The sequence below is a fragment of the Streptomyces sp. NRRL S-87 genome, from assembly GCF_000719335.1.
Lineage (GTDB): Bacteria > Actinomycetota > Actinomycetes > Streptomycetales > Streptomycetaceae > Streptomyces.
Window position 1 is genome coordinate 28,938 of the sequence record NZ_JOGB01000003.1, and the last position, 12,396, is coordinate 41,333.

The window sequence follows — 12,396 nt, forward strand, 5'->3', positions numbered from 1 at the left end:
CTCCCACTGCCTCCCACTCCGTTCCGTCCAGACCGCGCCACTGAACAGCACGAGGGGTCCCGTGACCGTCCATCCCAGCCTGCAGCCCTCCATCGACGCGTGGACCCACACCATCGAGGCGATATCCGAGCTCGTGCAGCCGCTGGCGGAGAGCGAGTGGAACCGGGCGACCCCGTGCCCGGGCTGGTCGGTCCGGGACGTGGTCTCGCACGTCATAGGCCTGGAGTGCGAGGCGCTCGGTGATCCGCGCCCGATCCACACGCTGCCGCGCGACCTGCGCCACGTCGTGGACGAACCGAGCCGGTACATGGAGGTGCAGGTGGACGTGCGCCGCCACCACACCTCGCCCGAGATGCTCGCCGAGCTGGAGTACACGGTCATCCGCCGGCAGCGGCAGCTGCGCAACGAGAAGCGGGATCCGGCCACGCTCGTGCGCGGCCCGTTCGGCGAGCAGGTGACCCTGGAGCTGTTCATGCGGCTGCGCGCCTTCGACGTGTGGGTGCACGAGCAGGACCTGCGCACCGCGCTGGGCGTGCCGGGCAACCTCGACGCCCCCGGCGCCCACATCGCGCGCGACCTCCTGCTGCACGGGCTGCCGAAGGTGGTCGCGAAGAAGGCGGGCGCGCCGGCGCACACGGCCGTCGTCCTGGACGTGCACGGCCCGCTGGAGTTCCTGCGGACGGTACGGGTCGACGCCGAGGGCCGGGGCACGATCGACGGCTCGGTGTCGCTGGGCCCGGCCGTGACGCTGGCCATGGACTGGGAGACGTACGTGCGGCTGGCCGCCGGGCGGGTCCGGCCGCAAGCCGTGGCGGACCGCGTCAAGATCGACGGGGACCAGGAGCTGGCCGACGCGATCCTGCGGGAGTTCGCGGTCACGCCCTGACCGCGGCCGCGGGGCCCTGCGCCGGCTCGCGCTCGCTCCCGCTCCCGCGCTCCCGCTCCCGTTCCCGCTCGCGCCGCAGGGCCCGGCCGCGCAGCCGGAGGATCTGCGCCACGCCCACGGCCTCCAGCACGAACACCGAGCAGAACGCGATCCGGTAGTCGTCGCCGGTCGCGTCCAGCAGCACGCCCACCGCCAGCAGCGTGGTCATCGACGCGATGAAACCGCCCATGTTGGTGATGCCGGAGGCGGTGCCCTGACGCTCCGGCGGGTTCGCGGGCCGCGCGAAGTCGAAGCCGATCATCGAGGCGGGTCCGCACGCGCCCAGCACCGTGCACAGCGTCACCAGCAGCCACATCGGCGCCCGGTCGCCCGGGTACGCGATCGTGGCGCCCCACAGCAGGGCGGTGACCGCGACCGTGCCGAGCGCCAGCGGCACGCGGGCGCTCTGGCGCCGCCCGACCAGCTGCCCGTACACCAGGCCCAGCACCATGTTGGCGGCCACGACCAGGGTCAGCAGGCCGCCGGCGGTGGTCCGGTCGAGGCCCTGTGCCTCGATCAGGAACGGCATGCCCCACAGGAGCAGGAAGACCATGGCGGGGAACTGCGTGGTGAAGTGCACCCACAGCCCCAGCCGGGTGCCCGGCTCCCGCCACGAGGCGGCGATCTGGTTCCGCACGAAGCCCGGGCCGCCCGGCCGCTGCCGCGCCGCCGTCGGCCCGTGGCCCTCGGGCTGGTCCCGCAGGAACAGCACCAGCGGCACCAGCACCAGCAGCCCGGCCGCGGCGCTGCCCGCGAAGGCCGGCACCCAGCCGACCCCGTGCAGGACGGGCGCGAGGACGAGGGTGGAGACGAGGTTGCCGGCCATGCCGACGAGACCGGCCAGCTGGGCCATGAGGGGGCCGCGCCGGGCCGGGAACCACCGGGTGCCCAGGCGCAGCACGCTGATGAAGGTCATCGCGTCGCCGCAGCCGAGCAGGGCGCGGGCGGCCAGCGCCATGCCGTACGAGGGCGCCAGCGCGAAGCTGAGCTGGCCCGCGGTGAAGAGGGTGGCGCCGATCGTGAGCACCCGCTTCGTGCCGAGGCGGTCCACCATCAGGCCGACGGGTATCTGCATGCCGGCGTAGACCATCAGCTGGAGGAGCGAGAACGTCGAAAGGGCGGAGGCGCTGACGTGGAACCGGTCGGCGGCGTCGAGGCCGGCGACCCCGAGGCTGGTGCGGAAGATGACCGCGACGAAGTAGACGGCGACGCCGATCGACCAGACGGCCACGGCCGCCGCCCCGCCGGGGGGTTGGAGGGGTGTGGGCGCGGGCGCGGCCTGCTCGGTGCTCACCGGACCTCGCTCGCGCCGCGGACCAGCAGCTCCACCCGCCCGATGTGGGCGCGTACCGCCGCGGCGGCCGCGGGTGCGTCCCCGGCCCGCAGGGCCGCCAGGATCCCGGCGTGCTCGGCCAGGCTCTGCGCGAGCCGGTCCGGGTGGCCGTGCATGAGCGCGACGCCCATGCGCAGCTGGCGGTCGCGCAGCTGGTCGTAGAGGCGGCCGAGGATCTGGTTGCCGGCGCTGCGCACGATCTCGGCGTGGAAGCAGCGGTCCTCGACGGCGAAGGCCGCCAGGTCCCCGGCCGCGGCGTGCCGCCGCTGGGCCTCGAGCAGCTCCTCCAGCCGGTCGAGCAGCGCGGGCGGGGCCGGCACCGCCCGCCGCACGGTGAACTCCTCGACCAGCAGCCGGGTCTCCACCACGTCCGCGATCTCCTGCGCGGAGACGGGCAGGACCAGGGCGCCCTTCTTCGGGTAGAGCCGGAGCAGCCCCTCCGTCTCCAGGCGGAGCAGCGCCTCGCGCACGGGGGTCCGGGACACGCCCACGGCCTCGGCCAGTTCGCCCTCGGTGAGGAGCGTCCCTCCCTCGTACAGGCGGTCCAGTACCCCCTGCTTGACGTGCTGGTACACGCGGTCGGCGGCGGGCGGCTGCTTGGTCGGGGCGTTCGTCGGCGCTGGCATGTGCACAGCATAGATACAACAGGGATGCGTCGGGATCCCCGTTCCACGATCCGGACGGGAGCCCCCGCTGCATCGAAGGATGTAGCCGGTTTCTCCTCCGCCCGTACGAGGAAAGGCCCTTCGCCCGCCGGGACGCTGGAGGCATGTCCACATCCCAGACGTCCGGCCGGTCCGAGACCCCCGCCCAGGCCGGCCCCGCCGCCCCGGCCGCGCCCGGCGGCGACCGCATCCCGCTCCTCGACGTCCTGCGCGGGGCCGCCGTCCTCGGCACCCTCATGACCAACGTCTGGATCTTCACCGCCCCCGGCTCGGAGTGGTCGGTGCTGCAGGGCGTGCAGACGCCCGACCCGCTCGCCGACCCCTCCCCCGCCGTGATCGCCGAGACCGTGTTCCGGTTCCTCGCGGACGGCAAGTTCCTGTCCCTCCTCACCGTCCTCTTCGGCGTCGGCCTGGCCATCCAGTACGACTCCGCCGCCCGCCGCGGCCGGCGCTGGCCCGCCGGCTACCGCCCGCGCGCCCTGTTCCTGCTCGCCGAGGGCACCGTGCACTTCGTCCTCGTCTTCGCGTGGGACGTGCTCATGGGGTACGCCGTCACCGCCCTGCTGGTCGCCCGGCTGCTGACCCGCTCCGCCCGCGCCCGGACCCGGGTCATGTGGCTCGCGGGCGGCCTGCACCTGGCCCTGATGGCGCTGATCACCGTCGCCATGGCGAGCGCGCCGGGCGACGGCGACGGCGACGGGGACGCGGTCAGCGCCCGGGCCGTGGACCTGTACGCCCACGGCGGCTTCCTCGAGCAGGTCTCCTTCCGCCTCCACAACGCCCTCGCCCTGCGCATGGAGCCGGTCTTCTCCTTCGGCCTGCTGGTCCTGCTCTTCCTGCTCGGCGTCCGCCTCCACCGCGCCGGCGCCTTCGCCCCCGACGCCCGCGGCCGCCGCCTGCGCACCCGGCTGCTCACCTGGGGCCTGGGCCTCGGCCTGCCGCTGAACGCCCTGTGCACCCTCGGCGGCTCCGACTTCTACTTCCTGGGCCGGTACGTCACGGCCCCGCTCGTCGCCCTCGGGTACCTCGGCCTCGTCGGCGTCGTCCTCGACCGCGGGTGGCTGCCGCGGCCGCTGCGGTCCGGGCTGGCCGCGGTGGGGCGGACGGCGCTGTCGGCGTACGTCCTGCAGAACCTGCTCTGCGTGCTGGCCTGCTACGGCATCGGGCTGGGCCTGGCCGAGCGGTTCGCGGGCCGCGGCCCGTGGTGGGTGATGGGGTTGTGGGCCGCGGTCTGCACGGTGCTCGTCGGCGGCGCGACGCTGTGGCTGCGGCGCTTCCCGTACGGTCCGCTGGAATCCGTACAGAAGAGGCTTATCCGCCCCAAATCGTCCTAGGTTTACCGGAGTCAGGTTGCAGGTTGGTCAAGAAACCGGGAACCTCCGCATCCATATGATCGTCTTGCATGTCTTGGCCTTGTAGGGCCCCCACCGCGTGGGCCCTCAACAGCACCAAGCACGTGCACGATCCACACATTCCTGAAGATTCGCGAACTCGGGGACACACTCTTGATATCCAGCATCTCCCGCGTGCGCCGCCTCGCCGCCGCCACGGCCGCCGCCGGCGCGCTGCTCGCGGCCCCGCTCGCCACGTCCGCCCAGGCCGCCACCGCGCCGGCGACGTCGGCCAAGGGCGCGTTCATGATGAACACCACCACCGGCGCGACGCTGTACGGCAAGTACGCCGACACCCGCCGGCCGCTCGCCAGCACCGCCAAGATCATGACGGCGCGCGTCGTCCTCACGACTCCGGGCCTGGACCTGGACAAGCGCATCACGTACAAGCAGGCGTACACGGACTACGCGAACAGCGTCGGCGGCAGCCAGGCCTACCTGATCCCCGGCGACCGCTTCACCGTCCGCGGCCTCCTGAACGCGCTGCTCACGCCGTCCGGCTGCGACGCCGCGGCCGCCCTCGCCGACAACTTCGGCAAGGGCTCGACCCAGGCGGCCCGCTTCGCCGACTTCATCAGGCAGATGAACGCCAAGGCGGCCACGTACGGTCTGAAGAACACCCACTTCGACTCGTTCGACGGCAACTCGCCGATCAGGACGGGCACGACGGGCACGTACTCCACGCCCCGCGAGATGGCCAAGCTCGCCCAGTACGGCATCAAGAGCGCGACCTTCCGCGACATCGTGAACGGCGCGGGCACGGCCACCGCCATCGCCCCCAACGGCCGCTACCGCTACTACAGCTGGAAGAACTCCAACCTCCTCGTGCGCGCCACGAGCGACGGCGGCTACGGCTACCCGGGCGCCATCGGCATCAAGACCGGCACGAACACGCCGGCCGGCCACTGCCTGGTCTTCGAGGTCACGCGCAACGGGAAGACCGTGATCGGCGTCCTGCTGGGCGACACGAGCACGTCCCGCTACCCGGACGCGATCAACCTCCTCAACTGGACGTACGGCTCCGGCGCCGCGGCCGCCACGCAGCGCGCCAACACGGACCCGATCCCGGACGTCCTCGACTGACCCTGACGTCCGGGGGCGTCACCGACGCTCCCGGACGTCGCCCGACCGGTGCCGGCTCCCCTCGGGGTGCCGGCACCGGCGTTTTTTGCGGGAGCGGGCCGGGACGCCGTCGTCGTACGGTGAGGCCATGAAGATCATCGACCTGGAGCCGGGCGACCCCCGCCTCATCGACGACCTGCTGCCCGTGCTGGTCGAACTGCGCCCCCACCTCACCGAGCGGCTCCTCCGCGACATCTACGCCGAGGGCCACCCGCAGGGCCTGCGCTTCACCGCCGCGTACGACGCCGACGGGCGGTGCGTGGGCGCGGCCGGCTGGCGGATCATCGCCAACACCTGCGACGTCCGCCGCCTGTACGTCGACGACCTCGTCACGGCGTCGACGGCCCGCTCCGGCGGCGTCGGCCACGCGGTGCTGGAGCACCTGGAGACGAAGGCCCGGGACGCCGGCTGCACGCTGCTGGACCTCGACTCCGGCACCCAGCGCACCGACGCCCACCGCTTCTACTTCCGCGAGCGCCTGGTGGTCAACGCCTTCCACTTCGGCAAGGAACTGAACTGACGAACGCCGCCCAGGCCGACGGGCCGACCCGCACCACGGGTCCGCCCGTCGCCTTGCTGTCCCGGAGCGCCACGACGCCGGGTATGTTCCGGGCGACTTCGACGCATTCCCCGCCGGACGAGCTGTAGCTGGACTTCACGAAGACGAACTGGCTCACGGCTACATCCCCTTGGCGATGCTGTGGATCAGGCCCAGGGAGTCGCGCGGAGCCATGCTGAGTCGCGCAGTACGGTCGAAGAACCTGCTGTAGACGGCACTTTCCTCCGCGCTCTCCACCCACACAGTAGCCGTGACGCCATCCACGTGAACGACGTCGACCGCGCCGGCCTCGGCAAACGAGACGATGTTGAAGGAGCCCACGATGCAGGGGTGTCCACCCGCCCTGAACGGCAGCACCTGAACGTGCACGTTCGAAAGCTCGGCCATCTGCGCAAGGTGTGCCAATTGGGCGCGCATCACCGCGGGGCCACCGATCTCCTGCCGCAACGCGCCCTCCGACACGACGGCGTGGACCTGGAGCGGCGCCGCACCGCCAAGTCTTTCCTGCCGCTTCATCCGGACCGCGACGACCCGCTCGATATCGTCGGGGTCCTGCCAGAAGTCATCGCTCACCGCGAGGGCACGGGCGTACTCCGCCGTCTGCAGGAGCCCGGGGATGAGCGACACCTGCCAGTTCCGTACCCGCTGGGCCGCGTCTTCCATGGCGATGTACTCGGCCAGACCACCCGCGCCCGGCGAGTGCTGCCACCAGCCCTTCGCCTTCCGGCGCTCCCGGTCCAGCCGGGCAAGCGCTAGCAACCGGTCGATGGCGACCTCGTCCGTCTCGCCGTACAGCGCGCAGAGCGCCCTGACGTCCGGGTCCCGGAACGGCACCCAGCCGCGCTCCATCTTGGCGATCTTCGCCGCACCCGAGCTGAGCGCCTGCGCGGCGTGGTGCTGGTTCAGGCCCGCCGCATCCCGTAGCCGCAGCAGCTCCCCACCGAGCCGGCGGGCCAGCACCGTCGACACGCGGTTCCCCATCAGCGCCTGGTTCATGGCCACTTGACCCCACCTCCCTGTGCGGCGGCCAGTCTGGCATAGCTCGTGAGGATAAATTTCCCCGAGATTACTTGCACCTCCAGCGAGCGCGCCCATACCGTCAGTGACGGGTCAATCACCCACCCGTCGCAGTCCGCCGACGGAAGTGCACCCGTGTGCGCGAAAACGCCAGGGCAAGCCACCGCACTCGGCGGGCAGGACTCCCCCTGAGGAGGTCGGAAGATGACGAACCGGCATGACGTGAGGAACTACGCCCCGCGGCAGGACTCCGTGACCGCGGCCAGACGGCGGACGGCGTGGTTGGCGGTGGCGTGGGGGTACCCCGAGGTCTCGGCGGACGCGGCGCTCGTGACCAGCGAGCTCGCCACGAACGCCATCCTGCACGGGAGCGTGACGGACCGGCTCGTCCGGGTGGAGGTCAGCCTCAGCCGGAGTGCGCTGCGGATCGCGGTGTCGGACCCCCGGGGCGAACGGCACCCGATCCCGCGCCACGCCGGACCCGACGACCAGTTCGGGCGCGGTCTGCACATCGTGGAGGCGCTCAGCAGCCGCTGGGCGGTCACGCCGCGTTCGGTAGGCAAGACGACATGGGCCGAACTACCGCTCAGCGAACGGCAGTCCGGTCCGTAGCCGGACGAGCGGGCGGCGCCGGATCAGTCCTGCCAGCCCTGGTCGGCGAGGGCCTGCTCGATGCGCGCCCGATGGGCGGCCTCCCAGTCGTCCAGGGACTGCGCGGCCTCCTTGGCCAGCTTCGCGCGGGCGGCCGCCAGGACCTCGTCCGCGCGCGCGGCCGGGACGACCACCACGCCCTCCTCGTCGGCCACCACGACGTCACCGGCGTGGACGGTCACGCCCGCGCACACCACGGGCCCGCCGAGCGGGGCCGCGGCGGTCTTCGTGCCGGGGAACGGGACGACGCCGCGGCCGTACACGGGGAAGCCGAGCTCCCGCACCTCGCCCACGTCGCGGATGAGGCCGTCGACGACGAAGCCGGCGACGCCGCGGCGCTGGGCGACGGCGCAGACGTTGCCGCCGGCGAGCGCGTACTCGAGGTCTCCGGACTCGGCGACGATCACGTCGCCGGGCCGGGCGCGGTAGATCGCGGCGTGCAGCATGAGGTTGTCACCGGGCGGGCACTTCGCGGTGAAGGCCGGACCCGCGAGCCGCCGCCCGCCCTGCCACAGCGGGCGGATGCCGATGTCCATGACCTGGGCGCGGCCGAGGACGTCGGCGAGGGTGGTCGTGGGGATCTCCTGGAAACCGCTGGTGTCGCTCACGTGCCCGGACCTCTCTCTACGTGTGGTCTGCCGCTGCCCTCGCCCGGCACCCTACGCGGGCGGTCCGGCCGTTCCTCCACCGGGGCGAGGGCGCTGTCCACAGCCTGTGGACAGTTTTGCGGCCCTCGGACGTACGACCTGGCGTGACGAGCCCGAACGGGGGCCCGGGACAGGGCCGTCCGATGGAATGCCGTCCCGGATCCGCCACCATCCGGCCAGGACGCGCGTTTCACGCCACAGCACAGGGCACTCTCGGGCCCTCTCCCCACCGTCCCCCCACCCCCCACACGGAGGCTTCCATGCGCCGTATCACCACCGCCGTCCTCGGAGCCCTCGGGCTCGTCGTCGCCGCCGCCTCGGCGGCCAGCGCGGCCGACTCGATCACCGGCCCGGTCACCGGTCTCGCGGTCAACCCGATCATCACCGCGACGGACCTGATCACCGCGACCAACATCCTGAACAACCTCCTGCCCACCGGCCTGCTCTAGGGACCGGCACCGGTACCCGTACCGGCAGGACCCGCGACCCGTCGGGTCGCACCCGGGGACGGCGGCACCGCAGATCCGCCGTCCCCGCCAGCCCCGCCGCAGCCCCGCCACCGGGGCCGCGCCCTCAGGCCGGGCGGGGCGCCTCGAGGATGACGCGGCGCTCCGTCACGCGGTAGCCGGCACGCGTGAAGGCGGCGGCCATCGGGACGTTGACGGTGTCGGTGGTCGCGGTGATGCGTTCCGCCCCGGCGGCGGCGTGCACGCGGGTGATCTCGCCGAGGACCTCGTCGATCAGGCCCCGGCCGCGCTGCTCCGGTACGACGCCCAGGTAGCCCACGTTGCGGTGGTACGGCGTCGCGGAGGGGATGGCCATACCGGCCAGGGTGCCGTCGGGCAGGTGGGCCAGCCGCCACCAGGAGCGCTCTCCCGGGGCGTCGAGGTAGAACGCCATGTCCTCGCGGGCCTGCCGCTCCGCGTCCATGGCCGCCAGCTCGCGGCGGGTGTTGACGTCGAGGCTGCCGACCGCGATCCGGCGGAAGACCTCCAGGAACGCCTCGTCGTCCGCCTCCGTGAACACCAGCCGGCCGGTCGCCTCCGGCACCGGTGAGCCGGCCGTCCACTCCAGGCGCAGCCGCTCGTTCTCCTCGGTCAGGCCGGCCTTGCGGGCCGCCTCGACCCGCCACTCCACGGCCGCGACGACGTCCGGACGCTCGTGCCAGTCCCCGGGCAGGGCCAGGATGTTGTAGAGCGGCGGGCGCTCGGCACCGGCCTCGGCGAACGCCGCGTGCCCGGCGGCCAGCAGCTCGGCCGCGAGGGCGGCCGGTTCGCCCGCCCCGTCCCGTACGTGCAGGCAGTCCAGCGCCACCGGGTAGGCGCTGTCCGCCCGCCCCCACCACACCGCACGGGCCAGGAACTCGCCGTCCTCGTCCTCGGCGAACCAGGTCCACTCGGGACGGTACTGCCGGGCCTGCAGCTCGGCGCGGTACTCGGCGGCGGAGACGGCGGGGACCGGTCCGGCCGCGTGGTATTCGGCGGCCCGGTCGGTCTGGTCGGCGGCTATGGGGTGGTAGCGCATCCCGCGATCATCACACGCGGTCCCGGACACGACGAAGGGCCCCTACCAAGTGGTAAGGGCCCTTCCATACGGCCGGGTTGACCGCGCCGCCGGAGCGACTACGACCAGGTCATCAGGCGCTTGGGCTGCTCCAGCACCGCCGCGACGTCCGCGAGGAACCGGGAGCCCTGCTCGCCGTCGATCAGGCGGTGGTCGAAGGACAGCGCCAGCGTGGTGACCTGGCGCGGCTTGACCTTGCCCTTGTGGACCCACGGCTGGAGCTTGATCGCACCGACCGCGAGGATCGCGGACTCGCCCGGGTTGAGGATCGGCGTGCCGGTGTCGACGCCGAAGACGCCGACGTTGGTGATGGTGATGGTGCCGTCCTGCATGTCCGCCGGGGAGGTCTTGCCCTCGCGGGCGGTGGCCACCAGGTCGGACAGGCCGTTCGAGAGCTCCGCGAGGGTCATGGCGTGCGCGTCCTTGATGTTCGGCACGATCAGACCGCGCGGGGTGGCCGCGGCGATGCCCAGGTTGACGTAGTGCTTGCGCACGATCTCCTGGTTGGCCTCGTCCCAGGCGGAGTTGATCTCCGGGTTGCGCTTGAGCGCGACCAGGACCGCCTTGGCGATGAGCAGCAGCGGGTTGATGCGCAGGCCGGCCAGGTCCGGGTCGGCCTTGAGCTCGGTGACCAGCTTCATCGTGCGCGTCACGTCGAAGGTGATGAACTCGGTGACGTGCGGGGCGGTGAACGCGGAGTTCACCATGGCCTGCGCCGTGACCTTGCGCACGCCCTTGACGGGGATGCGGGTCTCGCGGACGGCGTCCGCGCCGGTCCAGGCCGGAGCGGCGGCCGGCACGGCCTCCGCGGCCGGTACGGGCGCGGCGACCGGCGCCGGGGCGGCGGCCGGGGCGGCGGGAGCGGCCGGGGCGGCCACGGCCGCGTGCACGTCCTCGCGGGTGATGATGCCGTCCGGGCCGGTCGGGGTGACCGTGGCCAGGTCGACGCCGAGGTCCTTGGCGAGCTTGCGCACGGGGGGCTTGGCGAGCGGACGGGCGCCCGCGGCACCGCCGTGGCCGCCGTTCAGCCCGTTCGCGGACGCCGGGGCCGGGGCCGGGGCGGCCGGAGCCGCGGGCGCCGGGGCGACCGGGGCCGCAGCGGCGGCCGCCGGAGCGGCGCCGGGGACCGCCTTGCGCGGCCGGCGCTTGGTCGAGGTCTGGGCCACGCCGTAGCCGACCAGGACCGGCTGCCGGGCGGCGGGCTGGGCCTCCTCGGCCGGGGCCGCCGGGGCGGCCTCCGCCACCGGGGCCGGAGCGGCCGCCGCGGCGCCGCCCTCCCCGGTGTCGACCGTGATGATCACCTGGCCGACGTCGACCGTGGTGCCCTCCGGGAAGCGCAGCTCGGCCACCACGCCGTCGAACGGGATCGGCAGCTCGACGGCCGCCTTCGCCGTCTCGACCTCGCACACGACCTGGCCGTCGGTGACGGTGTCACCCGGCTGGACGTACCACTTCAGGATCTCGGCCTCGGTGAGTCCCTCGCCCACGTCGGGCATCTTGAACTCGCGCAGTGTCGTCGTCATCGTCGTCACGACCTCTCCCTCAGTACGCCAGCGAGCGGTCGACGGCGTCGAGCACGCGGTCCAGGCCGGGCAGGTACTCCTCTTCGACCCGGGCCGGCGGGTACGGGGCGTGGAACCCGCCCACGCGCAGCACCGGCGCCTCCAGGTGGTAGAAGCACCGCTCGGTGATGCGGGCGGCGATCTCGGAGCCGACGCCCAGGAACACCGGGGCCTCGTGGACGACGACCAGGCGGCGGGTCTTCTCGACCGAGGCCTGGACGGTGTCGAAGTCGACGGGGGACATCGAGCGCAGGTCCACGACCTCGACCGACTTGCCCTCCTCGGCGGCGGCCGCGGCCGCCTCCAGGCAGACCTTCACCATCGGGCCGTACGCGGCCAGCGTGAGGTCGGCGCCCTCGCGGGCGACCCGCGCCTTGTGGAGCTCGCCGGGGATGGCGTCGACGTCGACGTCGCCCTTGTCCCAGTAGCGGCGCTTGGGCTCGAAGAAGATCACCGGGTCGTCGCTCTGGATGGCCTGCTGGAGCATCCAGTACGCGTCGGAGGCGTTCGAGGGCGAGACCACCTTCAGGCCCGCCACGTGCGCGAACAGCGCCTCGGGGGACTCGGAGTGGTGCTCGACCGCGCCGATGCCGCCGCCGTACGGGATGCGCACGACGACCGGCATCTTGACCTTGCCGAGGGCACGGGCGTGCATCTTCGCGAGCTGCGTGACGATCTGGTCGTACGCCGGGAAGACGAACCCGTCGAACTGGATCTCCACGACGGGCCGGTAGCCGCGCAGGGCCAGGCCGATGGCGGTGCCGACGATGCCGGACTCGGCCAGCGGGGTGTCGATGACCCGGTCCTCGCCGAAGTCCTTCTGGAGGCCGTCGGTGATGCGGAAGACACCACCGAGCTTGCCGACGTCCTCGCCCATGACGAGGACCTTGGGGTCGGTGTCGAGGGCCTTGCGCAGCGACTCGTTGAGCGCCTTCGCGATCGACATCTTCTCAACAGCCAT

The 12,396-nt window shown here is 72.9% G+C and carries 14 protein-coding genes; 6 read left to right on the forward strand and 8 right to left on the reverse strand.

Annotated features, from left to right (window positions below; genetic code table 11):
- Positions 1–61: 61 nt before the first annotated feature.
- Positions 62–886, forward strand: coding sequence for a maleylpyruvate isomerase family mycothiol-dependent enzyme (locus tag IF43_RS0102310; protein WP_030193173.1), 825 nt, complete (start codon positions 62–64; stop codon positions 884–886).
- Here the strand turns inward: IF43_RS0102310 and IF43_RS0102315 are convergent.
- Positions 876–2,219, reverse strand: a complete 1,344-nt coding sequence (locus tag IF43_RS0102315) for a nitrate/nitrite transporter (protein WP_051794558.1) — start codon at positions 2,217–2,219, stop codon at positions 876–878. The two genes, IF43_RS0102310 and IF43_RS0102315, sit on opposite strands and share 11 nt — an antisense overlap.
- Positions 2,216–2,884, reverse strand: coding sequence for a GntR family transcriptional regulator (locus tag IF43_RS0102320; RefSeq protein ID WP_030193177.1), 669 nt, complete (start codon positions 2,882–2,884; stop codon positions 2,216–2,218). Before IF43_RS0102320 ends, IF43_RS0102315 begins: the two co-directional genes overlap by 4 nt.
- 143 nt (positions 2,885–3,027) lie before the next feature.
- On the opposite strand from IF43_RS0102320, the gene IF43_RS0102325 reads away from it, so the two are divergent.
- The 3 genes from IF43_RS0102325 to IF43_RS0102335 all read left to right on the forward strand — a co-directional run bounded on the left by IF43_RS0102325 (position 3,028) and on the right by IF43_RS0102335 (position 5,956).
- Positions 3,028–4,257: a DUF418 domain-containing protein gene (locus IF43_RS0102325; RefSeq protein ID WP_030193179.1), complete on the forward strand. Its 1,230-nt coding sequence runs from the start codon at positions 3,028–3,030 to the stop codon at positions 4,255–4,257.
- A gap of 171 nt (positions 4,258–4,428) precedes the next feature.
- Entirely contained in the window at positions 4,429–5,397 is a 969-nt protein-coding gene (locus IF43_RS0102330) for a D-alanyl-D-alanine carboxypeptidase family protein (RefSeq protein WP_030193181.1), read from the forward strand.
- Positions 5,398–5,524: 127 nt separating this feature from the next.
- Positions 5,525–5,956, forward strand: a complete 432-nt coding sequence (locus tag IF43_RS0102335) for a GNAT family N-acetyltransferase (protein ID WP_030193183.1) — start codon at positions 5,525–5,527, stop codon at positions 5,954–5,956.
- Here the strand turns inward: IF43_RS0102335 and IF43_RS38850 are convergent.
- Both IF43_RS38850 and IF43_RS0102340 read right to left on the reverse strand, forming a co-directional pair.
- On the reverse strand, positions 5,922–6,113 hold the full coding sequence (locus IF43_RS38850) for a DUF397 domain-containing protein (RefSeq protein WP_078909855.1): 192 nt from the start codon (positions 6,111–6,113) through the stop codon (positions 5,922–5,924). The genes IF43_RS0102335 and IF43_RS38850 overlap by 35 nt on opposite strands.
- 2 nt (positions 6,114–6,115) lie before the next feature.
- Positions 6,116–6,991, reverse strand: coding sequence for a helix-turn-helix transcriptional regulator (locus IF43_RS0102340; protein ID WP_037887261.1), 876 nt, complete (start codon positions 6,989–6,991; stop codon positions 6,116–6,118).
- A gap of 225 nt (positions 6,992–7,216) precedes the next feature.
- Here IF43_RS0102340 and IF43_RS0102345 point away from each other — a divergent pair, with 225 nt between their 5' ends.
- Positions 7,217–7,624 carry an ATP-binding protein gene (locus IF43_RS0102345; protein WP_030193186.1) on the forward strand — a complete coding sequence of 136 codons (408 nt, stop codon included), beginning with the start codon at positions 7,217–7,219 and terminating at the stop codon, positions 7,622–7,624.
- 23 nt (positions 7,625–7,647) lie between these two features.
- On the opposite strand, the gene IF43_RS0102350 is transcribed toward IF43_RS0102345, so the two are convergent.
- A complete protein-coding gene (locus IF43_RS0102350) occupies positions 7,648–8,271 on the reverse strand; it encodes an RraA family protein (RefSeq protein WP_030193187.1) in 624 nt (207 codons plus the stop codon).
- A gap of 299 nt (positions 8,272–8,570) precedes the next feature.
- Between IF43_RS0102350 and IF43_RS0102355 the strand changes: the two genes are divergently transcribed.
- Entirely contained in the window at positions 8,571–8,759 is a 189-nt protein-coding gene (locus IF43_RS0102355) for a hypothetical protein (protein ID WP_030193188.1), read from the forward strand.
- A 124-nt stretch (positions 8,760–8,883) separates the two neighbouring features.
- Here the strand turns inward: IF43_RS0102355 and IF43_RS0102360 are convergent, their stop codons facing one another.
- From IF43_RS0102360 to IF43_RS0102370, 3 genes are all read right to left on the reverse strand, one after another.
- Positions 8,884–9,834 carry a GNAT family N-acetyltransferase gene (locus tag IF43_RS0102360; protein ID WP_030193189.1) on the reverse strand — a complete coding sequence of 317 codons (951 nt, stop codon included), beginning with the start codon at positions 9,832–9,834 and terminating at the stop codon, positions 8,884–8,886.
- A 98-nt stretch (positions 9,835–9,932) separates the two neighbouring features.
- On the reverse strand, positions 9,933–11,396 hold the full coding sequence (locus IF43_RS0102365; protein WP_030193190.1) for a dihydrolipoamide acetyltransferase family protein: 1,464 nt from the start codon (positions 11,394–11,396) through the stop codon (positions 9,933–9,935).
- Positions 11,397–11,415: 19 nt separating this feature from the next.
- Positions 11,416–12,396: an alpha-ketoacid dehydrogenase subunit beta gene (locus IF43_RS0102370; RefSeq protein WP_030193192.1), complete on the reverse strand. Its 981-nt coding sequence runs from the start codon at positions 12,394–12,396 to the stop codon at positions 11,416–11,418.